Source organism: Lysobacter sp. TAF61, assembly GCF_052113485.1.
Classification (GTDB): domain Bacteria; phylum Pseudomonadota; class Gammaproteobacteria; order Xanthomonadales; family Xanthomonadaceae; genus Lysobacter_J.
The window spans coordinates 31257-56444 of the sequence record NZ_JBFRDH010000009.1; the positions used below are offsets into that span (position 1 = coordinate 31257).

Consider the following 25188-nt stretch of genomic DNA (forward strand, 5'->3'; position numbering starts at 1 on the left):
AAGCCCGGCATGGGGAGTGTGCCCATGCTCCGGCGACGAATCTGGACTGGACGGGCAAGGCGGCGAACCGCCCTGCCCCTCCCCGCGCGCTACTCTGGCGCGCGGAATGGTCCGGATTCACCCGCGCGCGAGACCGCCGCGCGAGCCGCCCTTCAAGTTCGCCTTCTTCAGCAGGCTCTCGTACTGATGCGACATCAGATGAGCCTGGATCTGGGCGATGAAATCCATGACAACCACGACCACGATCAGCAGCGAGGTGCCGCCGAAGTAGAACGAGGTGCCCAGTTCGGTACGCATGACCTCCGGGAGGAGGCACACGAGGACCAGGTAGATCGCGCCGGCCGCCGTCAGGCGGGTCAGCACACCGTCGATATAGTCAGCGGTCGACTTGCCGGGACGGATGCCCGGGATCAACGCACCCGACTTCTTGAGATTATCGGCCGTTTCCTGCGAGTTGAACACCAGCGCGGTGTAGAAGAACGCAAAACCGACGATCAGACCCGCGTACAGGATCATGTGCAGCGGCTCGCCCGGGTTCAGCCACTGGCTGACGCGGTGGAGCGTCGAACCGGTGTTGCCCTGGCTGAACCAGTTCGCCGCCGTCGCCGGGAACATCACGATGCTCGAGGCAAAGATGGCCGGGATCACGCCCGACATGTTCAGCTTAAGAGGCAGGAACGAGGACTGGTTCTGGTAGGCGCTGCGACCGCCACTACGACGGGCGTAGTTGACCGTGATCCGGCGCTGGCCGCGCTCGACGAACACCACGAAGAAGGTGAAGCCGATGACGATGGCCACGACCGCGATCGCGACCAGGGCGCTCATGTCGCCGTTGCGGATCTGCTCGAACATGCCGATGACGGCGGCGGGCAGGCCCGCGACGATGCCCGAGAAGATGATCAGCGAGACGCCGTTGCCGATGCCGCGCTCGGTCACCTGCTCGCCCAGCCACATCAGGAACATGGTGCCCGCGGTCAACGCGATCACCGCGGTCAGGATGAAGCCCGGACCCGGGTTGTAGACCACCGCGATGCCCTGGCTCGCGCCGCCGGCCTGCAAGGCCGTGGCGATACCCCAGGCCTGGAACACGGCCAGCGGGATCGCACCCATGCGCGACCACTGGTTGATCTTGCGACGGCCCGACTCGCCTTCCTTCTGGATGGCCTTCAGGCTCGGCACGATCTGCACCAGCAGCTGCACGATGATCGACGCCGAGATGTACGGCATGACGTTCAGCGCGAACAGGCTGAAGCGATGCAGGGCGCCACCGGAGAACATGTTGAACATGTCCACGATGGTGCCCTTCTGGGTCTCCATCAACTGGAGCATCGCCTCCGGATTGACGCCCGGCACCGGGATGTAGCAACCGATGCGGTAGACAATCAGAGCACCGACGACGAACAGCAGGCGCTGACGGAGCTCGGTGAACTTCCCGAGCCCGCCACCGATACCGGCAACCGCATTGCTACCGCTGCGCGCCATCTAGTCCTTACTCCCCGACCTTGCCGCCGACCGCTTCGATAGCGGCCTTGGCGCCGGCCGTAGCGGCCACGCCCTTGAGTACGAACTTCTTGCTGATCTCGCCCTTCTTGACGATCCGGGCCTGCTTGGCGGTGCTGGGCACCAGCTTGGCGGCCTTGAGCGCTGCGAAGTCGATCTCGCCGGCTTCCAGCTTCTCCAGCTGGTACAGCATCACTTCGGCGGTGTCCTTGAGCAGCTTCGAACGGAAGCCGATCTTGGGCAGGCGACGCTGCATGGGCATCTGGCCGCCTTCGAAGCCAGCCTTGATCTTGCCCTTGCCGGAGCGTGCGAACGAGCCCTTGTGGCCGCGGCCGCAGGTCTTGCCCAGGCCCGAACCGATACCACGGCCGACACGGGTGCGCTCCTGGCGGGCGCCGTCAGCGGGTTGCAGAGTGTTGAGACGCATGTCGATTACTCCTCGACTTTGACGAGGTAGTGCAGCTGATTGATCAGACCGCGAACCTGCGGGCTGTCCTTCAGTACACGCACATCGTTGAGCTTGTTCAGGCCCAGCGCACGCACCGACAGGCGGTGACGCGACTGGGTGCCACGCAGACCCTTGACCAGGCGCACCTTGACGGTGCCGCTCGTGGTGGCTTCAGTCTTAGCCATGGTTCAGATCCTCCACCTTCTTGCCACGCTTGGCGGCAATCTTCGCCGGCGAGTGCATGTCGCCCAGGCCCTTGAGGGTGGCGCGAACGAGGTTGATGGGGTTACGCGAACCGACGGCCTTGGCCAGCACGTTCTTCACGCCAACCGCTTCCAGGACAGCGCGCATTGCGCCGCCGGCGATCACGCCGGTACCTTCGGAAGCCGGCTGCATGAACACGCGGGCTGCGCCGTGACCGGCCTTGACCGAGTGCCACAGGGTGCCGTTGTTCAGGTCGACGTTGTTCATGCTCTTGCGGGCATATTCCATCGACTTCTGGATGGCGACCGGCACTTCGCGTGCCTTGCCGTAACCGAAGCCGACCTTGCCGTTGCCGTCGCCCACCACCGTCAGTGCGGTGAAGGTGAACTGGCGACCGCCCTTGACGGTCTTGCTGACGCGGTTGACCGCGATCAGCTTCTCGATCATGCCATCGTCGATCTCTTCGCGGTTGCGGTCGCGATCACGACCCCGCGGTGCACGTTGTTCTTCTGCCATTTCGAATACTCGTTAGTTGAAGGATTTGCGGCGTGGCCGCTTATGGTTGTGATTTACCGCGGGTGTTTCGCGAACCCGGGAACCCGTGGACGCGCCCGACACAGACCCGTGTCGGCGGGAGGAAACTTCTGCGTGGGGCCGAAGCCCCACGCATTCAAGCCATTCAAGCCTTAGAACTGCAGGCCGCCCTCGCGAGCGGCATCGGCCAGGGCCTTGATGCGACCGTGGTAGCGGTAGCCCGAGCGGTCGAATGCGACCTTCTCGATGCCAGCTGCCTTGGCCTTCTCGGCGATGGCGCGGCCAACCTTCACGGCGGCGTCGGAGTTCTTGCCGTTCTTCAGGCCTTCCTTGACGTCGGCCTGCACGGTCGAGGCGGCAGCCAGGACCTTGGAACCGTCGGCGGTGAAGACCTGGGCGTACAGGTGCTGGCCCGTGCGCAGGACCGTCAGGCGCGGCACGCCGAGCTCACGGATGTGCGAACGGGTGGACTTGGCGCGACGCAGGCGAGCGATGTTCTTGTTCATGATTTCTGTGTCTCCGAAAGCTGAAGTGCCGGGGATCCTGTCTAGGATCAGGCCTTCTTGGCTTCCTTGCGGATGATGACTTCGCCGGCGTACTTGACGCCCTTGCCCTTGTACGGCTCCGGCGGACGGAAGCCGCGGATCTTGGCCGCCACTTCACCAACGCGCTGCTTGTCCGCGCCCTGGACCAGGATCTCGGTCTGGGTCGGGGTGGCGATGGTGATGCCTTCCGGCGCCTTGAACAGGACCGGGTGCGAGAAACCGAGCGCCAGGCTCAGGTCCTTGCCCTGCATGGCGGCGCGGTAACCGACGCCGACCAGCTCGAGCTTGCGCTCGAAGCCTTCCGACACGCCCTTCACCAGATTGGCGAGGATGGCGCGCAGGGTGCCGGTCAGCGGGATCAGCGCGGCGTCTTCGGTCGAGAACACGGCGTGGCCGTCTTCGATCTTGACCGCGATGGCGGCCGGCTTGGCGACCGACAGCGTGCCCTTCGGGCCGGTGGCGCTGATCGAATCAGCCTGGATGTTCAGCTCGACGCCCTTCGGGAGGGCAACCGGCTTCTTGGCAACTCGGGACATGGTCTATTCCTCCCTTAAGCCACGAAGCACAGGACTTCACCGCCGACGCCCTGCTGGCGCGCCTGCGCATCGGTCATGATGCCCTTCGAGGTGGAGATGATGGCGATGCCGAGGCCGCCCAGGACCTTGGGCAGCTCCGACTTGCCGCGGTACTGGCGCAGGCCCGAACGGGAGAAGCGCTCGAGGCGCTCGATCACCGGCTTGCCTTCGTAGTACTTCAGCGAGATTTCGAGCTCGGACTTGCCGGCGCTGACCGGGGTCACGCGCGAATCAAGAATGTAGCCTTCGTCCTTCAGGACCTTGGCGATGGCGATCTTGATGTTGGACGACGGCATCTTCACCGTCTGCTTGCGAACAGCGGCCGCATTCTTGATGCGAACCAGCATGTCGGCGATGGGATCAGTCATGCTCATGATTAATTACCTATGAGTAGCACCGATATCCGCGGGATTGCGAATTCAGTTGTATGCCCGTGAGGGCGGCAAAACGGGCCGGAAGGGGCAAACCCCCAAACGACCGGCACCCCGCCCTTCCGGCCGGAGTGCCTTGGAACGAGCGAGCCGGCAAGTCTAGCAGACTTGCCGGCGCGTTTTGTTACCAGCTGGCCTTGCGCAGGCCCGGAACGTCGCCGTTCATGGTGGCCTTGCGCAGCATGTTGCGGCCGAGGCCGAACTTGCGGTAGACACCACGCGGGCGGCCCGAGAGCACGCAACGGGTGCGCTGGCGGCTCGGCGAGGAGTCGCGCGGCAGCTTCTGCAGCTTGACCACTGCATCCATCTTGTCCTCGTACGAGGCCGTCTGGCTGGAGATGATCTTCTTCAGTGCGTCGCGCTTGCCGCCGTGCTGCTTGGCAAGCTTGGCCCGCTTGATCTCGCGGTTGACCATGGAGGTCTTAGCCATTGTGTCAGTCCTATTGGATCAGTTGCGGAACGGGAAGCGGAAGGCTTCCAGCAGTGCCTTGGCTTCAGCGTCGGTCTTCGCGGTCGTGGTGATCGCGATGTCCATGCCGCGCAGGGCGTCGACCTGGTCGAAGTCGATTTCCGGGAAGATGATCTGTTCCTTCACGCCCATGTTGTAGTTGCCACGGCCGTCGAACGAACGACCCGACACGCCGCGGAAGTCACGCACGCGGGGCAGCGAGATGTTGATCAGGCGGTCCAGGAACTCGAACATCTGGGCGCGACGCAGCGTCACCTTGCAACCGATCGGCCAACCGTCGCGGATCTTGAACGAAGCCACCGACACGCGGGACTTGGTCACGATCGGCTTCTGGCCAGCGATCTTGGTCAGGTCGGCAACGGCGTTTTCCAGGATCTTCTTGTTGGTCGCGGCTTCGCCGACGCCCATGTTGATCGTGATCTTGGAAAGGCGCGGCACTTCCATCGGGTTCTTGTAACCGAACTTCTGGGTCAGCGACGGGACGACTTCGTCCTTGTAGAACTTTTCAAGCCGGGTGGTCATATCAGCATTCCTTAGGCGTCAACCGCCTCACCGCTGGAGCGGAACACACGCAGTTTGCGTCCATCCTCCAGCACCTTGAAACCGATGCGCTCGCCCTTGCCGGTGGCAGGGTTGAAAAGCATCACGTTGGAAATGTGGATCGGCGCTTCGCGCTCGACCACGCCGCCAGGCTGGCCAGCCTGCGGGTTCGGCTTGGTGTGGCGCTTGACGATGTTGATGTTCGACACGACGACCTTCTCGCCGAGTACGCGCACAACGTCGCCCTTCTTGCCCTTGTCCTTGCCGGCGGTGACGATCACCTGATCGCCCTTGCGGATACGGTTCATATAAATTCCTCCGCTCAGAGCACTTCAGGAGCGAGCGAGACGATCTTCATGAACTTCTCGGTACGCAGCTCGCGGGTCACAGGCCCGAAGATGCGGGTACCGATCGGTTCCTGCTTGTTGTTCAGGAGCACGGCGGCATTGCCGTCGAAGCGGATCAGCGAACCGTCCGGGCGACGAACGCCCTTGCGGGTGCGGACCACGACGGCGTCATAGACGTCGCCCTTCTTGACCTTGCCACGCGGGATCGCGTCCTTCACGGTGACCTTGATGATGTCGCCGATGCCGGCGTAACGGCGCTTGGAGCCGCCGAGCACCTTAATGCACATCACTTCCTTGGCACCGGAATTGTCGGCGACGTCGAGGTAGCTTTGCATCTGGATCATGGTTCAGCCTCCTCTTATTCGGCCGCGCGGCTGACGATTTCAACCACGCTCCAGTTCTTGGTCTTGGACATCGGAGCAATCTCCTTCACTCGCACGATATCGCCTTCCTTGCAGGCGTTATCGGCGTCATGGGCGTGGAGCTTGGTCGAGCGACGGATGTACTTGCCGTACAGCGCGTGCTTGACCTGGCGCTCGACGAGCACGGTGACGGTCTTGTCCATCTTGTTGCTGACGACCCGGCCTTCAACCGTGCGCAGCGCCTTGTCTGTATTGTTGTCGGTCATTGCAGGGTCCTTACTTCTTCTCGCCGAGCAGCATGTTGACGCGAGCGATCTCGCGGCGAACACGGCGTGCATCGTGGGTTTTGGCGAGCTGGCCGGTGGCCTTCTGCATGCGAAGGGCGAAGCCCTCCTTGTGCAGCTCGACCAGGTGGGCCTTCAGTTCGTCGGCCGACTTCTCGCGAAGTTGCTTGAGTTCCATTAGCGCACCGTCCGGGTAACGAAAGTGGTGGTCACCGAGAGCTTGGCGGCGGCCAGACGGAACGCTTCACGCGCCACGTCCTCTGCCACGCCTTCGATCTCGTAAATCATGCGACCAGGCTGGATCTGTGCGACCCAGTACTCGACGTTGCCCTTACCGGAGCCCATTCGGACTTCGATCGGCTTCTTGGTGATCGGCTTGTCGGGGAACACGCGGATCCACATCTTGCCGCCACGCTTGACGTAACGGCTGATGGAACGACGTGCAGCCTCGATCTGGCGCGCGGTCAGCTGACCATGCGCCGTTGCCTTCAGGCCGTACTCGCCGAAGCTGACGGCATTGCCGTTCCAGCTCAGGCCCTCATTGCGGCCCTTGTGTACCTTGCGGTACTTGGTTCGCTTGGGTTGCAACATGGCGGATTACCTCTGTTCGCGGGCCGAACGGCCCGGACGGTCGCTGCGATCACCGCGGTCACCACGGTCACCGCGATCGCTGCGCGGCGAATCGTCCTGCTTTTCCTGGCCGACCTGGGAGAAATCGAAGATCTCGCCCTTGTAGACCCATACTTTGATGCCGATGATGCCGTAGGTCGTCTTGGCTTCAGCGAAGCCATAGTCGATGTCGGCACGCAGCGTGTGAAGCGGAACGCGACCTTCGCGGTACCACTCCGAACGCGCGATCTCGGCGCCATTCAGACGGCCGGCGACGTTGACCTTGATGCCCAGGGCACCCAGGCGCATCGCGTTGCCGACAGCGCGCTTCATCGCGCGGCGGAACATGATGCGGCGCTCCAGCTGCTGGGCGATCGACTCGGCGACCAGCTGCGCGTCGAGTTCCGGCTTGCGGACCTCGGTCACGTTGATATGCGCCGGGACGCCCATCACCGCGCTCACTTCCTTGCGCAGCTTCTCGATGTCCTCACCACGCTTGCCGATCACCACGCCCGGACGGGCGGTGTGGATCGTCACGCGGGCGTTGTTCGCCGGACGCTCGATGAAGATCTTGGAGATGCCGGCCTGGGCCAGCTTCTTGCGCAGCAGGTCACGGACCTTCAGGTCCGCCGCCAGGAACTCGGCGTACTGCTTCTTGTTGGCAAACCACTTGGAATTCCAGTCCTTGGAGATGCCAAGGCGGATGCCAGTCGGATGTACTTTATGACCCATTGTCTGACTCCGCCTTACTTGCCCGCGCCAACAACCACAGTGATGTGGCTGGTGCGCTTGAGGATGCGGGTGCCGCGGCCCTTTGCACGCGCCATGAAGCGCTTCAGTGCGGGACCTTCGTCAACCATGATGGTCTTGACCTTGAGCTCGTCGATGTCGGCGCCCTGGTTGTTCTCGGCATTGGCGATGGCGGACTCGACGACCTTGCGGATCATCTGGGCAGCCTTCTTGTCCGAGAACTTCAGCAGGTTGACGGCGCGCTCGGCCGAGAGACCACGAACCTGGTCAGCGACCAGACGGGCCTTCTGCGGGGAGATGCGCGCGGTGCGCAGGATGGCTTTCGCTTCCATGGTCATCTCCTTACTTGCCCGACTTCTTGTCGCCGCCGTGACCCTTGAAGGTACGGGTCAGGGCGAACTCGCCAAGCTTGTGGCCAACCATGTTCTCGTTGACGAGCACCGGAATATGGTTCTTGCCGTTGTGCACGGCAATGGTGAAACCCACCATGTCCGGCAGAATCATCGAACGACGCGACCAGGTCTTGATCGGCTTCTTGTTGTTACCCGCGGTCTCGACCTTCTTGATCAGATGGTGGTCGACGAACGGGCCTTTCTTCAGTGAACGTGCCATGGCCGATTAGCTCCTGCGATCGCGCACGATGAACTGCTGGGTGCGCTTGTTCTTGCGGGTCTTGTAACCCTTGGTCGGAACACCCCACGGGGTGACCGGATGCGGGTTGCCCTGACCAGCCTTGGCCTCACCACCGCCGTGCGGGTGATCGACCGGGTTCATGGCCGCACCGCGAACGGTCGGGCGAACGCCGCGCCAACGCTTGGCGCCAGCCTTGCCCAGCTTCTCGAGGTTGTGCTCGTCGTTGCCGACTTCGCCGATGGTGGCGCGGCACTCGGCCGGCACCTTGCGCATTTCGCCGGAGCGAAGACGCAGCGTGGCGTAGCCCTGCTCGCGGGCGATCAGCTGCACGCCAGCGCCTGCGGCGCGGGCGATCTGGGCGCCCTTGCCCGGCTTCATCTCGATGCAATGCACGGTGGAACCGACCGGGATGTTGGTCAGCGGCAGCGTGTTGCCGACCTTGATCGGGGCGTCACGGCCCGCGATCACCTGGTCGCCGTCCTTCAGGCCCTTGGGGGCGATGATGTAACGGCGCTCACCGTCGACGTAGCACAGCAGCGCGATGTGAGCGGTGCGGTTCGGGTCGTATTCGATGCGCTCGACGCGCGCCGGAATGCCTTCCTTGTCGCGCTTGAAGTCGATGATGCGGTAATGCTGCTTGTGACCACCGCCGACGTGGCGGGTGGTGATCCGGCCGTGGTGGTTACGACCGCCGGTCTTGCCCTGCTTCTCGACGAGCGCCGCGTGCGGCGCGCCCTTGTGCAGGCCCGGGGTCACCACGCGAACCGCGCTGCGGCGGCCGGGGGAGGTGGGCTTGAAAGTCATCAATGCCATGGGTCTTTCCTCAGGCCTTGGCCATCACGTCGATCGACTGGCCAGCGGCCAGCGTCACGTACGCCTTGCGCCAGTCGCCGCGGCTGCCACTGCGGAACTTGAAGGACTTGTTCTTGCCCTTCACGTTGACCACGTTGACTGCCTCGACCTTGACTTCGAACAGCTTTTCCACGGCGACCTTGATGTCGGCCTTGGTAGCGTCCGTCGCGACTTCGAAGACGTATTGGTTGGAAACTTCCTGCAGACGTGCGGTCTTTTCGGACACGCGCGGCGCACGGATGATGTTGTAGAGCTTGGCCTCGTTCATGCCAGCCACTCCTCGATCTTCTTGACGGCGTCGGCGGTGACCACGACCGAATCGGCGCCGACGAGGCTGACCGGATCCAGGCCCTGGACGTCACGCACTTCGACGTACGGCAGGTTGCGAGCCGAGAGGTACAGGTTCTCGGAAGCATCCTCGGTGACGATCAGCGGACGACGACCGACTTCCAGGCCCTTGAGCTTGGCAATCAGGCCCTGCGTCTTCGGCGCGTCGAGGTCGAACGACTCCACGACCATGATGCGGCCCTGGCGGTTGAGCTCGGACAGGATCGCGGCCATCGCGGCGCGGTACATCTTGCGGTTGACCTTCTGCGCGAAGCTGCGCGGCTTGGCCGCGAAGGTCACGCCGCCGCCGACGAAGATCGGAGCCGTCAGCGCGCCATGACGCGCACCGCCGCCCTTCTGCTTCTTCGACTTCTTGGTGGTGCCGTTGACTTCCGAACGGGTCTTCTGCGCCTTGGTACCGGCACGACCGGCATTGCGGTAGGCAACGACCACCTGGTGGACCAGGTCTTCGCTGAATTCGCGGCCGAAGATCGCGTCGGAGACCGACAGCGTCTTGGTGCTGTTATTGATGGCGAGTTCCATCGTCATCTCTCCTTATGCCTTGCTCGAGGGACGCACGATGACGTCGCCGCCCGGCGCGCCCGGCACCGCACCCTTGATCGCGATCAGGCCACGCTCTGCGTCGACCTTGACCACTTCCAGGCGCTGAGTGCTCTGGGTAACCGCGCCCATGTGGCCGGCCATCTTCTTGCCCGGGAACACACGACCCGGCGTCTGGCGCTGGCCGATGGAGCCCGGCGAGCGGTGCGACAGCGAGTTACCGTGCGTCGCGTCGCCCATGGTGAAGTTCCAGCGCTTGATCGTGCCCTGGAAGCCCTTGCCCTTGGTGACGCCCTGGACGTCGACCAGCTGGCCGGCTTCGAAGATGTCGGCCTTGATCTCGCCGCCGATTTCGAAACCGTTGATCTGGCCGTCTTCAACACGCAGTTCCCACAGGCCACGACCGGCTTCAACCTTCGCCTTGGCGAGGTGACCGGCTTCGGGCTTGTTGATGAGCGCAGCGCGGCGCACACCGACAGTCACCTGCACGGCGCTGTAGCCGTCGGTTTCCTGGGTCTTGATCTGGGTGATCCGGTTCGGCGTGGCCTCGATGAGGGTCACGGGAACCGACTTGCCGTCTTCGGTGAAGAAGCGGCTCATGCCGGCCTTGCGACCGACGATGCCCAACGAATATTTCTTCGCGGTCATGGTGGGTGGCCTCAGGTCAGCTTGATCTGTACGTCAACGCCAGCCGCGAGCTCGAGCTTCATCAGCGCGTCCACGGTCTTGTCGTTGGGGTCAACGATGTCCAGCACGCGCTTGTGCGTGCGGGTCTCGTACTGGTCACGCGCATCCTTGTCGGCATGCGGCGAAACGAGGATGGTGTAGCGCTCGATCTTGGTCGGCAGCGGGATCGGGCCGCGCACTTGCGCGCCGGTCCGCTTGGCCGTCTCGACGATCTCGCTGGCCGAGCGGTCGATCAGGCGATGATCGTACGCTTTGAGCCGGATTCGGATCTTTTGGTCCGCCATGACGGAATTCCTTACGTTAAAAGAGCGACGGGCCGGCTTCTGGGTGTGCCGAACCCCTGGAATACGCAAACACCCCGAAGCTGCACCCTCGCTCCGGAGCTTCCCTGCCTGAAAAAACTAAGGCAGACCGGTTTCCCGATCCGCCCAGACGGTGGAGTGGAACGCACGAAGCGCCCCGTTTAGCGTTCCTTGGAAGCCCGAAGGCCCAGAACGTACGGAGCGTTGCCGTGCGACATGTCCATGTCTGGCGAATACGAGGCGCGTCCTGCACCTCATTTCGCTGGTTGCGGGACCCTTCTTGAAGGAAAGGACCGCAGTGGTCGTGCATTCTAACCGGATATCCACAGCTTGTGCAAGCACAGGCCGGGATATCGGGACAAGGGGGCGACTGCCCCCTCTCCCTGGCGACGAACGCCGGTATTACTTGATGATCTTCGCCACCACGCCGGCGCCGACGGTACGGCCGCCTTCGCGGATTGCGAAACGCAGGCCTTCGTCCATTGCCACCGGGTTGATCAGCGAGACGACCATCTTGATGTTGTCGCCCGGCATGACCATCTCGACGCCTTCCTTGGTGCCGCGCAGCAGCAGACCGGCGTTGTCGCCTGCCTGGCCCTGGTCGAGCAGCTTGCGGAACATCTCGACGCCGGTGACGGTCGTCTTCTGGGTCGGACGGATACCGACGATTTCGATTTCGTCGCCCACCTTGATGATGCCGCGCTCGATACGACCGGTCACCACGGTGCCGCGGCCCGAGATCGAGAACACGTCTTCCACCGGCATCAGGAACGCCTTGTCGACGTCACGCTCCGGCTGCGGAATGAACGTRTCCAGCGCCTCGACCAGCTTCAGGATCGACGGCACGCCGATCTCCGACTGGTCGCCTTCCAGCGCCAGACGGGCCGAACCGTGGATGATCGGGGTGTCGTCGCCCGGGAAGTCGTACTTGCTCAGCAGCTCGCGGACTTCCATCTCCACCAGCTCGAGCAGCTCGGCGTCGTCGACCATGTCGGCCTTGTTCAGGAACACGACGATGTACGGCACGCCGACCTGRCGCGACAGCAGGATGTGCTCGCGCGTCTGCGGCATCGGGCCGTCAGCGGCCGAGCACACCAGGATCGCGCCGTCCATCTGCGCCGCACCCGTGATCATGTTCTTCACGTAGTCGGCGTGGCCCGGGCAGTCGACGTGGGCGTAGTGACGGTTCGGGCTCTCGTACTCGACGTGTGCGGTCGAGATCGTGATGCCGCGAGCCTTCTCTTCCGGCGCTGCGTCGATCGCGTCGTACGCCTTGAACTCGCCACCGAAACGCTCCGCGCCCACCTTCGTCAGTGCCGCCGTCAGCGTGGTCTTGCCGTGGTCGACGTGACCGATCGTGCCCACGTTCACGTGCGGCTTGGTGCGCTCAAAGACGGGAATCGAACCCGCACCATCAGCTTGGAAGGCTGAGGTTCTACCGTTGAACTACTCCCGCGCCGGAACCTACCTGCTTGGGTACTGCGCCGGCGGTTGGTAACGCCACCGGTTGGAACTGGGTTTACTGCCGACCTTGCGACCGGATGAAGCTGGTGGAGGGAGGTGGATTCGAACCACCGAAGGCGTAAGCCAGCAGATTTACAGTCTGCCCCCGTTGGCCGCTTGGGTATCCCTCCGTTCGGCCACCCACCGCAGGTACGCTGCGAGGGGTGAAGAGCCAGCAATTTTGACGACGGTTGCGCGGCATGTCAACGGGGATTGATCGTCAAAGTGAGAAGACGGCAATCGCCGTGCCATCTGGCGCGCAATCCATCGCTCAGCGTGCCGGAGCGGCCTTGGGCATCTCCAGGGCGTCGCCTGAATAGATCGCCACGTGCGCAACACCGTCGTCGCCGATCCAGCCCCGGAACATGCCCTCGGTGTTGAACGGCATGGCCACCGCGCCGTCGGCGCCCAGCACGATCGCACCGCCGTCGCCGCCCATGGCCGGGATTTCCTTGTTGATGACGGCCGCGCCGGCCTGCTGCGCCGATTCGTGCAGGTATTCCATGCGCGCGCAGATCTCGCGGGCGGCGGACACGCGGATGTAGTACTCGCCCCAGCCAGTGCCTGATACCGCGCAATGCGCGTTGGCGTAGGTGCCGGCACCGATGATCGGCGAGTCGCCTACCCGCCCGTAGCGCTTGTTGGTCATGCCGCCGGTGGAGGTGCCCGCGGCCAGGTACCCCTGGGAATCGCGGGCCAGGGCGCCGACCGTGCCGAAGTGCCTGGCCGTCTCCAGGTCGGTTGAAGCCTGCTTGGCGGCCTCCTCGCGGAGGGCCTTCTGCAGCTGTTGCCAGCGCTTTTCGGTGCGGAAATAGGCCGGATCGACCAGTTCGATGCCCTGCTCGGCGGCAAAGGCTTCGGCCCCGTCGCCAACCATCATCACGTGCTCGGAATGCTCCATCACGGCCCGGGCCAGCAGGATCGGGTTGCGGACGCGGTGGACGCCGGCCACCGCGCCGGCGGCCAGGGTCTTGCCGTCCATCAGGGATGCATCGAGCTCGTTCTTGCCGTCATGGTTGAACACCGCCCCCTTGCCTGCGTTGAATTCGGGATCGTCCTCCAGCACGGTGATCGCGGCGGTGACCGCGTCGAGCGCCGGCTTGCCCGCCTTCAACGCCTCGTGACCCTTGCGCAGGGCGCGCTCAAGGGCTGCGCGGGCCCTGGCCTCGCTCTCCGGGGTCATGCCGCTGCGCTCGACCCCGGCGCCACCGTGAATGACCAGGACGGTGCCGGTTGTCCCGGCCGCCGCGGCAGAAAACGCGCAAAAACCAAGGGCAATTGCCAGGGCGGCGGACAGAGGGCGCAGAAGGGACATGGACGAGCCTCGAAGTGTGGAAGGCGCCGCCGCCAGGGCGACGGCTGCGTTGCGGATAAGTCCCGGCGACAGCGAAAGGCCGCCGGGTGGGTGGTCTAGCGTGCGCGGTCGCCCGGGTTGCCGGCAACGCCCGATCCGGCGACATCGCGGACGTCGAGCTTGCCGTCGACGACCTGCGCCAGCCGCTCGAACGAGGGCCGTTCGACCGCCAGCGCGGGGAACGTCAGGGTGCTGTCGACGCCCACGCCGGTGACCTTGACCGCGCGGTAGTCCAGCGATTTCCCGGTCCGGGCGCGCTTTGGCGGCCCCTCGGGCTGGACCAGCCAGGCGCTGCCGCCATTGGCGCTGAACACCCGCGCCCTGCCCTCGCCATCGATGCAGACGGCGGTCTGCTCGTCCACGCCCAGGCCGACGACATCGGCGTGTCCGCCCTGGCGCAGGTTGGCGACGAAGGCAATCAGGCGACCCAGGCGCTCGCGCTTGCCGAAGTGACTGTCGGTGATCACCCGCTCCAGGTAGGGCATGTGCAGGAACCCCTCGACCAGGGTGACTTCCGGCCCCAGCGGCTGGCCCATCGCCGTGGCCGAGTCGATGCTGCCGCCATCCATGGCCCCGTAGGCGTAGGCGCCCAGGATGGCCAGGCCGGCGCTGGTGCCGCCGATCGGCTTGCCCTGGCGCACGTGGGCGTCGATGGCTTCATTCAGAGGCGTGCCCTTCCAGTAGCGCACGTAATTGGACTGGTCGCCGCCGGCGAGGAATATACCGTCGGCGCTGCGTACCGCTGCCAGCACTTCCGGGTCGCTCGCTGCAGCGCGGTCCCTGAAGACGAAGGTGCGCGCCGAAGCAATACCGCCTACGTCGTGGAACCACTCGTCCTGCGCCTCGGTATCGCCGGATGCACGCAGGATCACCAGATGGCCGTTGCCTGCGCGCTGCGCCATCCAGCGGAACGCATCGACCGGCCAGTCGCCACCGCCGACCAGCATCAGGCCGGGCTGCACCTTGCCGGGCGTGGCCGCCGTGGCATCGCCGATTTCATAGACGACATAACCTTTGCCGAGTTTGGCGGGAGCGCTAGGACTCCATGCGATGGAAGGCTGCGCCGCCATCAGCAGCACGCCGCAAAACAGAAACATCAGACGCAGGCTCAAGCGCATCCCAGGCTCCATTGATTATCAAATGGCTATAAAAGTGGCAGGCGACCGTTTGTGCGCAATGCGCATGCGGACAGTTTCAGGCTATCCCGAAAGTCACTGCGCAAATACCCCCCCGACATAATAGGATGCAGGCAGGGGCGAAATACCAGTACCAAGCAGATTCGGCATTGGCTGCGCTTGCACGCGTGGTCCGCCAGGGGGCGTCGCACCTGAATATCCACCACGCAATGGGGAGAGGCAGATGCAGAAGAAGATGTTGGCCAGTTCGATCAATGCGCTGATTCTGGCGCTTGCATCGACGGGCGCAGTGGCGCAGACGAGCACCAGCCAGGCGAGCCAATCGCCAACGGATGATGCGCAGAATATCGAAACCGTCGTCGTCACCGGTTCGCGCATCGCGCGTTCGCAGATTGAAGGACCGGCGCCGATTTCGGTGATCACCGCCGAAGAGATCAAGGCCGCCGGATTCACCAGCGTGCCCGACGTGCTCAAGTCGCTGACGCAAAATGGTGGCGAAACGCAGAGCCAGCAGTCTTCGAGCGGCGCCGATTTCTCCCCGGGCGCACAGCAGGTGGACCTGCGTGGCCTCGGTCCCAATCACACGCTGGTGCTGGTCAACGGCCGCCGCATCGCCGACTTCCCGATGCCCTACAAGGGCCGCAGCAACTTCACCGACATCTCCGGCATTCCGCTGGGCATGATCGATCGCATCGAAGTGCTGACCGGCAGTGCGTCGGCGGTGTACGGCTCCGACGCCATCGCCGGCGTGGTCAACTTCATCCTCAAGAAGCATGCCGACGGGACCACCATCGATTATCGCTACGGCGATACCGAGGACGGCGGCGCGCGTTCGAACCGGCTCAGCATCACCAGCGGTTTCGAAAGCGGCGGCTTCTCGGCGATCGGCAGCATCGAACTGACCGACCAGGATCCGCTGTGGGCCTACGACCGCAAGATCCAGGACTCATCGCTGGACAACCCCGATCCGGACCTGCGCATCCCGCGCCGAACCTTCCTGCGCTCGGGCTTCAACGGTTACCCGTACATCGATCCGGGCCAGGCCACCTGCGACAGCCTGTCGCATCTCAATGGCGGCACCACCGTGTACGGCGCGCGGCCCAAGTACGGCCCCTTCGACGATGCCATCGACGATTACGGCTTCGGCTACTACTGCGGCAGCGCCGAGTCGATCGGCTACGGCACGATCATCAGCGAGCGCAAGGGCGTCAACCTGTGGGGCTCGATGAGCTACCAGTTCGGCGACGGCCTGGAGTGGTTCGCCGACGTGCAGGCCGGCTACCACGAGGTCAAGCTGTTCCGCGACGTGACCCAGTGGAACTTCCAGGACGTCGACGGCAATGAAACCGGCGGCTTCTACAACGCCTTCACCGGCGAGTACGAGAACTGGTATCGCCAGTTCACGCCGGAAGAAATGGGCGGCCTGCGCAGCGGCATGGTCGAGACCACGCAGAAGACGCTCGGCGTGACGACCGGCATCAAGGGCACCTTCGCCCAGAACTGGGACTGGGAAGCCTCGCTGAGCCATTCGCAGTACAAGGCCCGGATCAGCTGGGAGCAGATCGTCGCGGCCAAGGCCAACGAGATGATCCTTGGGCCGCAGCAGGGCTATGACGATTACGGCTACGCGATCTTCAATGCCGACCCGGCCAACTTCTACAAGCCGCTGACACGCGAGCAGTACGAAGCCATCTCGGCGCGCTCGGTCTACCACCCCGAATCGCGCACCGACACGCTCGCATTCACCGTCACCAATGCCGACCTGTTCGACATGAAGGGCGGCGCGGCCGGCTTCGCCAGCGTGCTGGAATTCGGCAACCAGGGCTACAACCTCAATCCCGATCCGCTGGCGCAGGAGTTCTACTACTTCAGCTGGAAGGACTCCGGTGGCGAAGGCACGCGCAACCGCTGGGCGCTGGCGTCGGAACTGCGCATGCCCGTGCTCGACAGCCTCAACGTCAGCCTGGCAGGCCGTTACGACCAGTACCGCTATTCGGACAAGGACCCGGGCAAGTTCACCTATAGCGCCGGCCTGGAGTGGCGACCGGTCGACAGCCTGCTGGTGCGCGGCTCCTACGGCACCGCGTTCCGCGCCGCCGACCTGCACTACGTCTACGCGCAGATCGGCAACGACGAGACCAGCGGCACCGACTTCTACCGCTGCCGCACCGAGGAAGGCGGGATCGACGACTGCCGCTTCGACAGCGAAGGCCTGATCCGCACCCGCGAGGGCAACCGCGACCTCGACCCCGAGACCAGCACGGCCTGGACCGCGGGCATGGTGTGGTCGCCGCTGGCGGGCCTGGATTTCACACTGGATTACTGGAACATCCAGATGCGCGACCAGGTCCAGGACATGTCGGTGCAGGCGATCCTGTCGGATGAAGCCGATTGCCGCATCGGCACGACGATCACGGGTGCCGCCGTGGACCAGAACTCGCCGACCTGCGTGGATGCGATCTCGCGCGTCACCCGCCTGTCCAACGACGATCTGTACGGCATCTACGTCAACCCGATCAACATCGCCCGCGAGGACACCGACGGCGTCGACGCCAGTGCCCACTACCGCTGGCAGACCTCGATCGGCACGTGGACGGCCTCGGCCAACTACACCTGGGTCAACGACCACACGATCCAGCAGTTCCCGGGCGATCCGGTCATCGACGAGTTCGTGCTCAACGCCGGTTACGACGTGCCGCGCAACAAGGCCAACGTCGGCCTGGCGTGGGAGAAGAGCCGGTGGTCGGCGTCGCTGTTCGGCAACTACATCGGCAGCCTGCCCAGCTCTGACAACTACGACGGCGTGTGGAGCGGGGACTCGACCGGCCCGGCCTGGGTCGATTCGACCTGGTGGTACAACGCCACGGTCGGTTATCGCGCCACCGATCGTTTCAGCGTCACGCTGACCATCGACAATCTGCTCGACGATAATCCGCCGGTCGATCCGACCTATACCGCGTATCCCTACTACGACGTGTCGTGGTTCGATTCGCTGGGTCGCAGTTATTATCTGCAGATGACGTACAAGTTCGGCGGCGGCTGACCGTACCGCGCCGGAAAAAACCGGAAAAAAAATGCCCCGCTTCGGCGGGGCATTTTCTTTTGCGCGTCACCCCGCGCTGGCGGAGTACTGCGTCGATTCAGACGTTGAAGCGGAAATGCAGCACGTCGCCTTCCTGGACGCGGTATTCCTTGCCTTCCAGGCGCAGGCGGCCGGCATCGCGGGCGCCGGATTCGCCCTTGTACTTGATGTAGTCGTCATAGGCGATGGTTTCGGCGCGGATGAAGCCCTTCTCGAAGTCGGTATGGATCACCGCGGCGGCCTGCGGCGCGGTCGAGCCGCCCTTGACCGTCCACGCGCGGACTTCCTTCACACCGGCGGTGAAGTAGGTCTGCAGGCCCAGCAGCTTGTAGGCGGCGCGGATGACGCGGTTCAGGCCCGGCTCGTCGAGGCCGAGGTCGGTCAGGAAGGCGTCGCGGTCGGCGTCCTCGAGCTGGCTGAGCTCTTCCTCGATGGCCGCGCACACCGGCACCACCTCGGCGCCCTCGCCCACTGCGCGCTCGCGCACCGCGTCCAGGTGCGGGTTGTCGTGGAAACCGTCCTCGAGGACGTTGGCGACGTACATGACCGGCTTGAGCGTCAGCAGGAACAGGTCGCGCACCTGCAGGCGGTCGTCTTCCGACAGGCCCAGCGCGCGCGCCGGCTTGCCCGAATCCAGACCGGCGCGGACGCGGCCGAGCACTTCGACGCGGATCTTGGCGTCCTTGTCCCCGGTCTTGGCCGTGCGCTCGGCGCGCTGCAGGGCCTTTTCCACCGATTCCAGGTCGGCCAGGGCCAGCTCGGTATCGATCGTTTCGATATCGGCGATCGGGTCGACCTTGTTGTTGACGTGGATGACGTCGGGGTTCTCGAAGCAGCGCACCACGTGGGTGATCGCGTCGACCTCGCGGATGTGGGCCAGGAACTTGTTGCCCAGGCCTTCGCCGCTGGCGGCGCCGGCAACGAGGCCGGCAATGTCGACGAACTCGACCGCGGTCGGGATGCACTTCTGCGGCTTGACGATGTCCGACAGCGCGATCAGGCGCGGATCGGGCACCGGCACCACGCCGACGTTGGGTTCGATGGTGCAGAACGGGAAGTTTGCCGCCGCAATGCCGGCCTTGGTCAGGGCATTGAAGAGGGTCGACTTGCCGACGTTAGGCAGGCCGACGATGCCGCATTTGATGCCCATGACGCTGTACTCGCTCTGTTGCGATGCCGGCGCGGCCGGCATCAAGAATGGGGGTGGAACTCAGGCCCGCGGCGTGTGCAGCCGCTTCATGGCCTCGTTGAAATCGCCGCTGACCGCCAGCGGCAACACATCCTGGGCGTCTTCGATGGCGCGCAGGATCATCGCCTCGTCGGCGCTGCCGGGACGGCCGAGCACCCAGGAAGTGACGCGATCCTTATGGCCGGGGTGGCCAATGCCGACACGCAGGCGATGGTACTTGCCGTGGCCGAGCAGCTGGCTGATGTCGCGCAGGCCGTTCTGGCCGCCATGGCCGCCGTCGAACTTGATGCGGGCGACGCCGGCGTCCAGGTCGAGCTCATCGTGAGCGACCAGCATCTGCTCCGGCTCGATCTTCCAGTAGCGCAGGGCTGCGGTGACCGACTTGCCGGACAGGTTCATGAACGTGGCTGGCTTCAGCAGCCAGACCGGCTGGCCGGCGATGTCGACCTTGCAGGTCTCGCCGAACAGCTTGGATTCCAGACCAAAGCGGGCGCCCAGGCGCATCGCGAGGGCGTCCACAAACCAGAACCCGGCGTTGTGCCGGGTCCGGAGGTGTTCGGCGCCGGGATTTCCCAGGCCGACAATGAGGCGCAAACCGGCAGCCATCAGAGAGTCTCACGCAGTGGCCTGCCCGCGGATGCGGGCAGGCGCACGGGACGTGATTACTTCTCGTCCTTCTTGGCGGCCTTGGTCGCCGGCACTTCGGCCGGTGCCTCTTCCGAGGTTTCCTCGGTTTCGACGCGACCGTGCTTGGCCATCACGACGGCAACGTCGTGTTCCTTGCCCAGCTTCAGTTCCGGCAGCTCGACGCCCTTGGGCAGCTTGATGTCCGACAGGTGCACGACGTCGCCGACGGCCAGCTTGGCCAGGTCGACTTCGATGAACTCCGGCAGGTCCTTGGGCAGGCAGCTGACGGTGACTTCGTTGAGCTCGTGGGTGATGACCACGTCGGCGGCCTTGCCGGCCGGCGAGCTGTCCTGGTTGAGGAAGTGCAGCGGCACGGCAGCCTTCAGCGCCTGGTTCAGGTCAACGCGCTGGAAGTCCAGGTGCATGATGATCTGCTTGAACGGATGGCGCTGCATGTCACGCAGCAGGACCGGCTCGGCCTTGCCGTCGATCTCGAGGGTCAGGATCGAGGAGTAGAACCACTCGTTCTGCTGGGCGAGCCAGGTCTTCTCGTGGTCGAGCTGGATGGGCTGCGGCGCGGCAGTGCCACCGTAGACGATGGCCGGGATGCTGGCGGCATGACGAAGACGGCGGCTCGCACCCTTCCCTTCGACGCTGCGGCCAGTGGCCTTGAGGATATGTTCGGACATTTGGATTACTCACTATTACTGCAATGAACCCGTCTCGCGACGGGGATGAACGCTCACCCGCGACCAGGTGAGCGGCGTTTGCGGCAACGACCGGAGCCGTCACCGCGAATTCTTCGTCGACGGCTCAGTCGACGTACAACGAGCTGACCGATTCGCCGAATGCAACGCGGCGGATCGTTTCAGCCAGCAGCTCGGCAACGCTGAGCTGGCGGATCTTGTTGCAGGCCCTGGCCGCTTCCGACAGACGGATGGTGTCGGTCACCACCAGCTCGTCGAGCTGCGACTTGGTCACGTTGTCGATCGCCGCGCCCGACAGCACCGGGTGGGTGCAGTAGGCGGCGACCTTGACCGCGCCGCGCTGCTTCAACGCAGCGGCGGCAGCGCACAACGTGCCCGCGGTATCGACGATGTCGTCGACGAGAACGCAGGTCTTGCCTTCGACGTCACCGATGATGTTCATCACCGTCGACACGTTGGCGCGCGGGCGGCGCTTGTCGATGATCGCCAGGTCGGCGTCGTCGAGGCGCTTGGCGATCGCGCGGGCGCGGACCACGCCGCCGACGTCAGGCGATACCACCACCATGTTGTCGGTGCCGTGCGCGCGCCAGATGTCGGCGAGCAGCAGCGGCGAGGCGTAGACGTTGTCGACCGGGATGTCGAAAAAGCCCTGGATCTGGTCGGCATGCAGGTCGACCGTCAACACGCGATCGGTACCGACCGCGCTGAACATCTTGGCTGCCACCTTGGCCGTGATCGGCACGCGCGACGAACGCGGGCGGCGATCCTGGCGGGCGTAGCCGAAGTACGGCACCACTGCGGTCACGCTGGTCACCGAGGCGCGCTTGAGCGCGTCCACCAGCACCAGCAGTTCCATGAAGTTCTCGGCCGTCGGCGCGTTCGTCGGCTGGATCACGAACACTTCCTGCCGGCGCACGTTCTCTTCGATCTCGACCTGCACCTCGCCGTCCGAGAAACGGCTGACGAGGGCCTTGCCCAGACGGATGCCGAGCTCCTTGCACACCGCGTCGGCGAGCGGGCGGTTGGCATTGCCGCTGAAAATCAGCAGGTTCCGATCGTTTTGCACAGTGCTCTCCGCTTCGCTCTGACCGTGGGCGGTAATGGGGCTGCGATCCGCCGAAACGGAGCCGCGATGATTGGCAGGGGCGGTAGGATTCGAACCTACGAATGCCAGGATCAAAACCTGGTGCCTTGGGCCTCTTGGCGACGCCCCTGCATGAGGTACCAGCGGACAGAAGCAGGAATGAGCCGGAGCCTGGTGTGGCTGTTACTCGCTCCCCGCTCCTTCCCACCTGCTTCGGGCTTCCAGCAGCGGCGAGCGCGAGGCTCCCGTCGCCAGCCAGGCCCGAAGACCCGGCGGTAGTGCCACCAGGGCAGCCTCGGCGTCATCGCGTGATGCGAATTCGACGAAACAGCCGCTGCCAGACCCGGTCAGGCGCGGCGAACCGATCTGCGAAAGTGCTGCAAACACCGCCTCTACGGCGGGTTCGCGCACGCGCAATACCGGCTCGAACGCATTCCCGAGCGGCACACCCGAAACGAAGTCCGCTATTGTCGCGGGCGCGGCATCACGCGTCAATTCAGGGGCACGGAATAACGCGGCAGTCGGCGCGTGCACGCCGGGGTCGGCCAGGACGTACCAGGCGGGTGGCAAATCGATCGGGGCGAGCTGCTCCCCCACCCCTTCGGCCCAGGCATTGTGGCCGCGAACGAAAACCGGCACGTCGGCGCCCAGCCGCAGGGCCAGTGCCGCGAGCCGTTCTTCACCCAGGCCGGCGCCCCAGAGCGCGTCCAGCGCCACGAGCACGGTCGCCGCATCCGACGAACCGCCGCCAAAACCGCCGCCGGACGGAATGCGCTTTTCGACGATGATGTCGACACCAAGCGCGACGTTAGACTCACTTTGCAGCAGTTTAGCCGCGCGAACGGTGAGGTCGTCGGCCTCGGCGACGCCGGGCGCGCTGGAGCCGTGGCGACGGATCTGGCCGTCTTCGCGGGTCCGCAGCCGGATCGAGTCGCCCCAATCCAGCAGCCGGAACACGGTCTGGAGCAGGTGGTAGCCGTCGTCGCGGCGGCCGGTGATACGCAGGAAGAGATTCAGCTTGGCCGGGGCCGGCCACAGCGACCAGTTCGATCCGGGGCCCGGGACAGGGCCCGCGTCGGACGCGCCGGAACTCATTTGCCGGCGCCGAGCGACCACTGGTCAACGATCAGCCGGACCTTCGCCTGGCCGCGCGTGGCGACCAGGCGGGTCGGCAGGACTGGGCCGTCGGCAGCCGGCTGCCACTGCTGGTATTCGATCGTCCAGCCGCCCTGCTGCAGGCGCGACGGCAGGTTGCCGGCGCCGTATTCGATGCTCGCCGGACCGTATCCAGCCGAGGTCGCGCCGATTCCGCGCACCCAGTCCGAAAGCGCGCGCACGGGCACGTCCCAGCCGGTGGTTGCCTGCAGCATGGACTCGACGTCCGCGCTCTCGCGGGTTCCGCCTTCGACGCCTTCCAGGCGCGCACCGCCGCCATCGCCGCTGAGGCGCCAGCTCTGGCGCGTGACCGGGGCGCTCAGGGAAATGTCGTACCGACCCTGCTGCTCCTGCCAGTCGATGCGACCGCTGCCGCCCTGCTTGCCGTTGGAGACGGCGATGCGGCCCGACAGCGTCCAGTCGCGGACCTCGCCACGGCGCTGGTCGTTGGCGTGCGCCTGGGCGGTGTCGACGGGCACGGCGGGGGCGCGAGTGGTTGTCGACGCGCAGCCGGAAAGGACGCCGAGCGACAGCACGGCGGTCAACATCACCCTGACCAGAGCGGCCACGGCAAACGCGGTCCGGACCTTCATGCTCCGGTCTTCTCCAGCGCGCGCGCCAGCGAGCGGTTGTCAGGGTCGATCTTGCGCGACTGATCGAAGTACTTGCGCGCTTCATCCTTGCGCCCGGTCACCCAAAGCACTTCGGCCAGGTGGGCGGCGATCTCGGCATCCTTCTGCAGGGTCAGGGCGCGGCGCAGCTCGACGATAGCCTCTTCGTTGCGGCCGAGGCGGTAGAGCACCCAGCCGTAGCTGTCGACGATGGCGGGATTGTCGGGCTCGGCGGTGCGTGCGCGCTCGATCAGCTGCAGCGCTTCCTGGTAGCGCGTGGTGCGGTCGGCCAGGGTGTAGCCAAGCGCGTTGAGCGCGGCAACATTGTCCGGCTCGGCCACCAGGATCTTGCGCAGGTCGGCTTCGGCGCGCGGGACATCGTCGTGGCGTTCCCAGCCCAGGGCGCGGGCGTAGAGGATTTCCGGGTCGTCCGGGAAGGCGGCCAGGCCGCGCGCGTAGGCGTCGAGCTCGCCCGGCTGGTCCTTGTCCTTCTCGTGCAGCGACGCCTCGAGCAGATAGGCGTCACGGCGGGATTCGTCATCGGCCGCAGCATCGGACTGCAGTTCGCGCAGCAGCTTGTAGGCTTCGGCATCGCGCTTGAGTTCGTGCAGCACGTTGGCGCTGCGCAGTCGCGCCGCCCAGCGCTGCTCGCCACCGGGAACGCCGCGGTACCACTCCAGCGCTTCGTCGAAACGGTCGAGGAATTCGGCCATCTGGCCCAGCAGGAGGCGACGCTGCGGAACCGGCTCGGCGGCAGACGAGCGCAGTTCTTCGTAGAGCCGCGTCAGCGATTGCTTGTCTTCGCTCTGCGCCAGCAGCGCGGCGCGCAGGGCGAAGGTCTGGTCGTCCTGCGGCCCCCTGGCCAGCACGGCTTCGGCGGCCTGGTAATCGCCGAGGCGGTGGTACTCGTCGGCGATCGCGCGTCGCAGCTCGGCGTCCTTGCCGGCCTGGTCGGCCAGCGATGCCAGCAGCTTGCGCGCCTCGTCTTCCTTGCCCGCCTCGCGCAACTGGCTCGCGCGCAGCAGGCCGACCCGCGCCTCGCCGGGGAAGCGTTCGACCACTTCGGCGACGATGCGCTCGACCAGCTCGGGCTGTTCCAGCCCCTGCGCCAGCCCGCCGAATGCCAGCCACGCCGGCAGTTTGTTGGGGATCGCGTCGTCCTTGACCAGGCGCTCGAGCAGGCGCGCGGACTGCTTCGGGTCGCGGGACCCGCCACTGAGCACGCCCAGCGCCTGGCGCCAGCCGCTGTCGCCCGGGGCGGCCAGCAATTGGGTCAGGTACTTGCGGGCGGCGCGTTCGTCGCCGCGGCGGATCGCCAGGACCGCCTCGGCTGCGGCCAGGTTGAGGCCGTCGCCACCCTGCTTGCGCCACAGCTCCAGGGCCTCGGCGGCACGCTTGTCGTCCTTGGCCAGAAGGGCGATCCGGGTGGCGCGCTCGGCCAGGGCGACATCCTCGGCGGCGCGGGCGGCGTCGAGATAGGACTTGGCGGCTTCGTCCAGGCGCCCGGACTGGAGGGCGAACTCGCCTGCCAGCAAGGGCTCCAGCGAAACGCTGGTGGGGTCGGCGACCGTGGCGGCCTTGCCCGGTTTGGCCCGTGCCGCATGTTCGGCCGCGGAGAGCGGTGCGGTCGCCAGCGTGGCGACAAGGATGAAACAGAGCGTGCGCAAGGCAACGGGCATCGATCAAGCCTGCAGGGCAACCAGGACGGGACGGGGCCGGTAGAATGTCGGCCTCCGCGGTAGCCAGCAGCTTATCGCAAGCACCTGAACGGAAGAGGCCC

At 65.2% G+C, this 25188-nt stretch carries 33 protein-coding genes and 3 tRNA genes; 1 reads left to right on the forward strand and 35 read right to left on the reverse strand.

All coding sequences use genetic code 11. The features are described from left to right. Positions 1-117: 117 nt before the first annotated feature. The 27 genes from secY to AB4Y64_RS17260 all read right to left on the reverse strand — a co-directional run bounded on the left by secY (position 118) and on the right by AB4Y64_RS17260 (position 14929). Positions 118-1482 (reverse strand): preprotein translocase subunit SecY, encoded by a 1365-nt coding sequence (secY, locus tag AB4Y64_RS17130; RefSeq protein WP_441817674.1) that lies wholly within the window; start codon positions 1480-1482, stop codon positions 118-120. Between the two features lie 7 nt (positions 1483-1489). Continuing rightward, entirely contained in the window at positions 1490-1933 is a 444-nt protein-coding gene (rplO, locus tag AB4Y64_RS17135) for a 50S ribosomal protein L15 (protein ID WP_441817714.1), read from the reverse strand. Further along, positions 1933-2133, reverse strand: a complete 201-nt coding sequence (gene rpmD, locus AB4Y64_RS17140) for a 50S ribosomal protein L30 (RefSeq protein WP_241918682.1) — start codon at positions 2131-2133, stop codon at positions 1933-1935. Before rpmD ends, rplO begins: the two co-directional genes overlap by 1 nt. After that, positions 2126-2668: a 30S ribosomal protein S5 gene (gene rpsE, locus AB4Y64_RS17145; RefSeq protein WP_441817675.1), complete on the reverse strand. Its 543-nt coding sequence runs from the start codon at positions 2666-2668 to the stop codon at positions 2126-2128. Before rpsE ends, rpmD begins: the two co-directional genes overlap by 8 nt. A 170-nt stretch (positions 2669-2838) precedes the next feature. Next, a complete protein-coding gene (gene rplR / locus AB4Y64_RS17150; protein WP_441817676.1) occupies positions 2839-3192 on the reverse strand; it encodes a 50S ribosomal protein L18 in 354 nt (117 codons plus the stop codon). 47 nt (positions 3193-3239) lie between these two features. Continuing rightward, a complete protein-coding gene (rplF, locus tag AB4Y64_RS17155) occupies positions 3240-3767 on the reverse strand; it encodes a 50S ribosomal protein L6 (protein WP_441817677.1) in 528 nt (175 codons plus the stop codon). A gap of 14 nt (positions 3768-3781) precedes the next feature. Continuing rightward, positions 3782-4180, reverse strand: coding sequence for a 30S ribosomal protein S8 (rpsH, locus tag AB4Y64_RS17160; RefSeq protein ID WP_200606499.1), 399 nt, complete (start codon positions 4178-4180; stop codon positions 3782-3784). Positions 4181-4361: 181 nt separating this feature from the next. After that, the gene (gene rpsN / locus AB4Y64_RS17165; RefSeq protein WP_441817678.1) at positions 4362-4667 is read right to left on the reverse strand and encodes a 30S ribosomal protein S14; all 306 of its coding nucleotides are present in this window, start codon (positions 4665-4667) and stop codon (positions 4362-4364) included. An 18-nt stretch (positions 4668-4685) separates the two neighbouring features. Continuing rightward, entirely contained in the window at positions 4686-5228 is a 543-nt protein-coding gene (gene rplE, locus AB4Y64_RS17170; RefSeq protein ID WP_158733585.1) for a 50S ribosomal protein L5, read from the reverse strand. Between the two features lie 11 nt (positions 5229-5239). Continuing rightward, a complete protein-coding gene (rplX, locus tag AB4Y64_RS17175; protein WP_158733586.1) occupies positions 5240-5554 on the reverse strand; it encodes a 50S ribosomal protein L24 in 315 nt (104 codons plus the stop codon). 14 nt (positions 5555-5568) lie between these two features. Beyond that, positions 5569-5937 carry a 50S ribosomal protein L14 gene (gene rplN / locus AB4Y64_RS17180; RefSeq protein WP_056136003.1) on the reverse strand — a complete coding sequence of 123 codons (369 nt, stop codon included), beginning with the start codon at positions 5935-5937 and terminating at the stop codon, positions 5569-5571. 14 nt (positions 5938-5951) lie between these two features. Beyond that, a complete protein-coding gene (rpsQ, locus tag AB4Y64_RS17185; RefSeq protein ID WP_158733587.1) occupies positions 5952-6221 on the reverse strand; it encodes a 30S ribosomal protein S17 in 270 nt (89 codons plus the stop codon). 10 nt (positions 6222-6231) lie between these two features. Continuing rightward, complete coding sequence (gene rpmC / locus AB4Y64_RS17190) at positions 6232-6417, reverse strand: 50S ribosomal protein L29 (protein ID WP_057948548.1); 186 nt, start codon at positions 6415-6417, stop codon at positions 6232-6234. Beyond that, complete coding sequence (rplP, locus tag AB4Y64_RS17195) at positions 6417-6830, reverse strand: 50S ribosomal protein L16 (RefSeq protein ID WP_055902334.1); 414 nt, start codon at positions 6828-6830, stop codon at positions 6417-6419. Before rplP ends, rpmC begins: the two co-directional genes overlap by 1 nt. Before the next feature lie 6 nt (positions 6831-6836). Further along, positions 6837-7580, reverse strand: coding sequence for a 30S ribosomal protein S3 (rpsC, locus tag AB4Y64_RS17200; RefSeq protein WP_158733589.1), 744 nt, complete (start codon positions 7578-7580; stop codon positions 6837-6839). A gap of 14 nt (positions 7581-7594) precedes the next feature. Next, positions 7595-7930: a 50S ribosomal protein L22 gene (gene rplV / locus AB4Y64_RS17205; RefSeq protein ID WP_158982368.1), complete on the reverse strand. Its 336-nt coding sequence runs from the start codon at positions 7928-7930 to the stop codon at positions 7595-7597. A 10-nt stretch (positions 7931-7940) separates the two neighbouring features. After that, positions 7941-8210 carry a 30S ribosomal protein S19 gene (gene rpsS / locus AB4Y64_RS17210; protein WP_441817679.1) on the reverse strand — a complete coding sequence of 90 codons (270 nt, stop codon included), beginning with the start codon at positions 8208-8210 and terminating at the stop codon, positions 7941-7943. A gap of 6 nt (positions 8211-8216) precedes the next feature. Continuing rightward, on the reverse strand, positions 8217-9044 hold the full coding sequence (gene rplB / locus AB4Y64_RS17215) for a 50S ribosomal protein L2 (protein ID WP_441817680.1): 828 nt from the start codon (positions 9042-9044) through the stop codon (positions 8217-8219). A 10-nt stretch (positions 9045-9054) separates the two neighbouring features. Next, complete coding sequence (gene rplW, locus AB4Y64_RS17220; protein ID WP_158982371.1) at positions 9055-9351, reverse strand: 50S ribosomal protein L23; 297 nt, start codon at positions 9349-9351, stop codon at positions 9055-9057. Continuing rightward, positions 9348-9953, reverse strand: a complete 606-nt coding sequence (gene rplD, locus AB4Y64_RS17225; protein ID WP_200606504.1) for a 50S ribosomal protein L4 — start codon at positions 9951-9953, stop codon at positions 9348-9350. Before rplD ends, rplW begins: the two co-directional genes overlap by 4 nt. Before the next feature lie 12 nt (positions 9954-9965). Next, positions 9966-10619, reverse strand: coding sequence for a 50S ribosomal protein L3 (rplC, locus tag AB4Y64_RS17230; RefSeq protein ID WP_441817681.1), 654 nt, complete (start codon positions 10617-10619; stop codon positions 9966-9968). Positions 10620-10630: 11 nt separating this feature from the next. Continuing rightward, complete coding sequence (rpsJ, locus tag AB4Y64_RS17235) at positions 10631-10942, reverse strand: 30S ribosomal protein S10 (protein WP_014161383.1); 312 nt, start codon at positions 10940-10942, stop codon at positions 10631-10633. A 420-nt stretch (positions 10943-11362) separates the two neighbouring features. Further along, positions 11363-12361, reverse strand: a complete 999-nt coding sequence (locus tag AB4Y64_RS17240) for an elongation factor Tu (protein ID WP_441817715.1) — start codon at positions 12359-12361, stop codon at positions 11363-11365. Then, positions 12340-12416 (reverse strand) — tRNA-Gly (locus tag AB4Y64_RS17245). Before AB4Y64_RS17245 ends, AB4Y64_RS17240 begins: the two co-directional genes overlap by 22 nt. 92 nt (positions 12417-12508) lie before the next feature. Beyond that, positions 12509-12594, reverse strand: a tRNA-Tyr gene (locus AB4Y64_RS17250). Between the two features lie 140 nt (positions 12595-12734). Continuing rightward, positions 12735-13778: an isoaspartyl peptidase/L-asparaginase family protein gene (locus AB4Y64_RS17255; RefSeq protein ID WP_441817682.1), complete on the reverse strand. Its 1044-nt coding sequence runs from the start codon at positions 13776-13778 to the stop codon at positions 12735-12737. A 95-nt stretch (positions 13779-13873) separates the two neighbouring features. After that, on the reverse strand, positions 13874-14929 hold the full coding sequence (locus AB4Y64_RS17260; RefSeq protein ID WP_441817683.1) for a cyanophycinase: 1056 nt from the start codon (positions 14927-14929) through the stop codon (positions 13874-13876). A 247-nt stretch (positions 14930-15176) separates the two neighbouring features. Here AB4Y64_RS17260 and AB4Y64_RS17265 point away from each other — a divergent pair, with 247 nt between their 5' ends. Beyond that, positions 15177-17996, forward strand: a complete 2820-nt coding sequence (locus tag AB4Y64_RS17265) for a TonB-dependent receptor plug domain-containing protein (RefSeq protein ID WP_441817684.1) — start codon at positions 15177-15179, stop codon at positions 17994-17996. Positions 17997-18093: 97 nt separating this feature from the next. On the opposite strand, the gene ychF is transcribed toward AB4Y64_RS17265, so the two are convergent. The 8 genes from ychF to AB4Y64_RS17305 form a co-directional block, all read right to left on the reverse strand. Next, complete coding sequence (gene ychF, locus AB4Y64_RS17270; protein WP_441817685.1) at positions 18094-19185, reverse strand: redox-regulated ATPase YchF; 1092 nt, start codon at positions 19183-19185, stop codon at positions 18094-18096. A gap of 60 nt (positions 19186-19245) precedes the next feature. Continuing rightward, positions 19246-19830, reverse strand: a complete 585-nt coding sequence (gene pth, locus AB4Y64_RS17275; RefSeq protein ID WP_441817686.1) for an aminoacyl-tRNA hydrolase — start codon at positions 19828-19830, stop codon at positions 19246-19248. Between the two features lie 56 nt (positions 19831-19886). Next, positions 19887-20540, reverse strand: a complete 654-nt coding sequence (locus AB4Y64_RS17280) for a 50S ribosomal protein L25/general stress protein Ctc (RefSeq protein ID WP_441817687.1) — start codon at positions 20538-20540, stop codon at positions 19887-19889. Between the two features lie 124 nt (positions 20541-20664). Continuing rightward, complete coding sequence (locus AB4Y64_RS17285) at positions 20665-21624, reverse strand: ribose-phosphate diphosphokinase (RefSeq protein ID WP_441817688.1); 960 nt, start codon at positions 21622-21624, stop codon at positions 20665-20667. A gap of 71 nt (positions 21625-21695) precedes the next feature. Beyond that, positions 21696-21772: transfer RNA gene (locus tag AB4Y64_RS17290), tRNA-Gln, on the reverse strand. Between the two features lie 53 nt (positions 21773-21825). Beyond that, positions 21826-22737 (reverse strand): 4-(cytidine 5'-diphospho)-2-C-methyl-D-erythritol kinase, encoded by a 912-nt coding sequence (gene ispE / locus AB4Y64_RS17295; RefSeq protein ID WP_441817689.1) that lies wholly within the window; start codon positions 22735-22737, stop codon positions 21826-21828. Next, positions 22734-23390, reverse strand: coding sequence for a lipoprotein insertase outer membrane protein LolB (gene lolB / locus AB4Y64_RS17300; protein ID WP_441817690.1), 657 nt, complete (start codon positions 23388-23390; stop codon positions 22734-22736). The genes ispE and lolB overlap by 4 nt, the downstream gene beginning before the upstream one ends. Beyond that, entirely contained in the window at positions 23387-25087 is a 1701-nt protein-coding gene (locus AB4Y64_RS17305; protein WP_441817691.1) for a tetratricopeptide repeat protein, read from the reverse strand. The genes lolB and AB4Y64_RS17305 overlap by 4 nt, the downstream gene beginning before the upstream one ends. Positions 25088-25188 lie beyond the last annotated feature (101 nt).

Bases quoted from the DNA above. Each gene is read 5' to 3' on its own strand.
- secY (WP_441817674.1), bottom strand. From the start codon at position 1,482: ATGGCGCGCAGCGGTAGCAATGCGGTTGCCGGTATCGGTGGCGGGCTC.
- rpmD (WP_241918682.1), bottom strand. From the start codon at position 2,133: ATGGCTAAGACTGAAGCCACCACGAGCGGCACCGTCAAGGTGCGCCTG.
- rpsE (WP_441817675.1), bottom strand. From the start codon at position 2,668: ATGGCAGAAGAACAACGTGCACCGCGGGGTCGTGATCGCGACCGCAAC.
- rplR (WP_441817676.1), bottom strand. From the start codon at position 3,192: ATGAACAAGAACATCGCTCGCCTGCGTCGCGCCAAGTCCACCCGTTCG.
- rplF (WP_441817677.1), bottom strand. From the start codon at position 3,767: ATGTCCCGAGTTGCCAAGAAGCCGGTTGCCCTCCCGAAGGGCGTCGAG.
- rpsH (WP_200606499.1), bottom strand. From the start codon at position 4,180: ATGAGCATGACTGATCCCATCGCCGACATGCTGGTTCGCATCAAGAAT.
- rpsN (WP_441817678.1), bottom strand. From the start codon at position 4,667: ATGGCTAAGACCTCCATGGTCAACCGCGAGATCAAGCGGGCCAAGCTT.
- rplE (WP_158733585.1), bottom strand. From the start codon at position 5,228: ATGACCACCCGGCTTGAAAAGTTCTACAAGGACGAAGTCGTCCCGTCG.
- rplX (WP_158733586.1), bottom strand. From the start codon at position 5,554: ATGAACCGTATCCGCAAGGGCGATCAGGTGATCGTCACCGCCGGCAAG.
- rplN (WP_056136003.1), bottom strand. From the start codon at position 5,937: ATGATCCAGATGCAAAGCTACCTCGACGTCGCCGACAATTCCGGTGCC.
- rpsQ (WP_158733587.1), bottom strand. From the start codon at position 6,221: ATGACCGACAACAATACAGACAAGGCGCTGCGCACGGTTGAAGGCCGG.
- rpmC (WP_057948548.1), bottom strand. From the start codon at position 6,417: ATGGAACTCAAGCAACTTCGCGAGAAGTCGGCCGACGAACTGAAGGCC.
- rplP (WP_055902334.1), bottom strand. From the start codon at position 6,830: ATGTTGCAACCCAAGCGAACCAAGTACCGCAAGGTACACAAGGGCCGC.
- rpsC (WP_158733589.1), bottom strand. From the start codon at position 7,580: ATGGGTCATAAAGTACATCCGACTGGCATCCGCCTTGGCATCTCCAAG.
- rplV (WP_158982368.1), bottom strand. From the start codon at position 7,930: ATGGAAGCGAAAGCCATCCTGCGCACCGCGCGCATCTCCCCGCAGAAG.
- rpsS (WP_441817679.1), bottom strand. From the start codon at position 8,210: ATGGCACGTTCACTGAAGAAAGGCCCGTTCGTCGACCACCATCTGATC.
- rplB (WP_441817680.1), bottom strand. From the start codon at position 9,044: ATGGCATTGATGACTTTCAAGCCCACCTCCCCCGGCCGCCGCAGCGCG.
- rplW (WP_158982371.1), bottom strand. From the start codon at position 9,351: ATGAACGAGGCCAAGCTCTACAACATCATCCGTGCGCCGCGCGTGTCC.
- rplD (WP_200606504.1), bottom strand. From the start codon at position 9,953: ATGGAACTCGCCATCAATAACAGCACCAAGACGCTGTCGGTCTCCGAC.
- rplC (WP_441817681.1), bottom strand. From the start codon at position 10,619: ATGACCGCGAAGAAATATTCGTTGGGCATCGTCGGTCGCAAGGCCGGC.
- rpsJ (WP_014161383.1), bottom strand. From the start codon at position 10,942: ATGGCGGACCAAAAGATCCGAATCCGGCTCAAAGCGTACGATCATCGC.
- AB4Y64_RS17255 (WP_441817682.1), bottom strand. From the start codon at position 13,778: ATGTCCCTTCTGCGCCCTCTGTCCGCCGCCCTGGCAATTGCCCTTGGT.
- AB4Y64_RS17265 (WP_441817684.1), top strand. From the start codon at position 15,177: ATGCAGAAGAAGATGTTGGCCAGTTCGATCAATGCGCTGATTCTGGCG.
- ychF (WP_441817685.1), bottom strand. From the start codon at position 19,185: ATGGGCATCAAATGCGGCATCGTCGGCCTGCCTAACGTCGGCAAGTCG.
- pth (WP_441817686.1), bottom strand. From the start codon at position 19,830: ATGGCTGCCGGTTTGCGCCTCATTGTCGGCCTGGGAAATCCCGGCGCC.
- AB4Y64_RS17280 (WP_441817687.1), bottom strand. From the start codon at position 20,540: ATGTCCGAACATATCCTCAAGGCCACTGGCCGCAGCGTCGAAGGGAAG.
- ispE (WP_441817689.1), bottom strand. From the start codon at position 22,737: ATGAGTTCCGGCGCGTCCGACGCGGGCCCTGTCCCGGGCCCCGGATCG.
- lolB (WP_441817690.1), bottom strand. From the start codon at position 23,390: ATGAAGGTCCGGACCGCGTTTGCCGTGGCCGCTCTGGTCAGGGTGATG.
- AB4Y64_RS17305 (WP_441817691.1), bottom strand. From the start codon at position 25,087: ATGCCCGTTGCCTTGCGCACGCTCTGTTTCATCCTTGTCGCCACGCTG.